Below are 492 nucleotides of genomic sequence, written 5' to 3'. Positions count from 1 at the left end.
GAGTCCAAGAGAGCGCCTCGCTGATACACCCCTGGTGAAGGGTTCCCGCATGTAGAACGGGCCGCCATTCCTTGTATATTGCAATCCAGCGCATGAGGGCTTCGATCTCGTCGGCGGGCATTGCTCTCGGGTCGACTTCAACGCCAAGGTGACCGAAAAGTGCGACTGCGGCTCTGAAAGCAAGAGTGTGCCGGCGTCCGGTCGTGTGGGAACGATCGGCCCCGATATGGTCACCCATGAGCTCGGGAGGAAAGAAACGCAGAAAGCCGCGCTGAATTCCGATGCGCGTGAGCGCGTCATTGCAGTCGCTCGTCCAGAGACGGTGCATGCGCGCCAACACACCGTAATCGGCTCGTCCGCCCCCGGAGGCGCAACTCTCGATCTCCACAGCAGGAAACGCGGCGCGCAACCGATCGAGCAACGCATAAAACGCCTGGGTCTGACGCCTGTAAGCGGGCATGCCACGATGGCCAGCCGTGGCGAGATCTCGGT

1 protein-coding gene is annotated in these 492 nt (G+C 61.6%); it reads left to right on the top strand.

The window, feature by feature from the left end; all coding sequences use genetic code 11:
- Window positions 1–226: 226 nt before the first annotated feature.
- On the top strand, window positions 227–492 hold a 266-nt coding region (locus J5M71_RS29455), incomplete at its 3' end, for a hypothetical protein (protein ID WP_243434380.1).

Source organism: Pseudomonas sp. 43(2021) (assembly GCF_017490805.1).
Classification (GTDB): domain Bacteria; phylum Pseudomonadota; class Gammaproteobacteria; order Pseudomonadales; family Pseudomonadaceae; genus Aquipseudomonas.
Note: the sequence above shows the minus strand (reverse complement) of the source record. Positions and strands in the feature narration are given on the sequence as shown.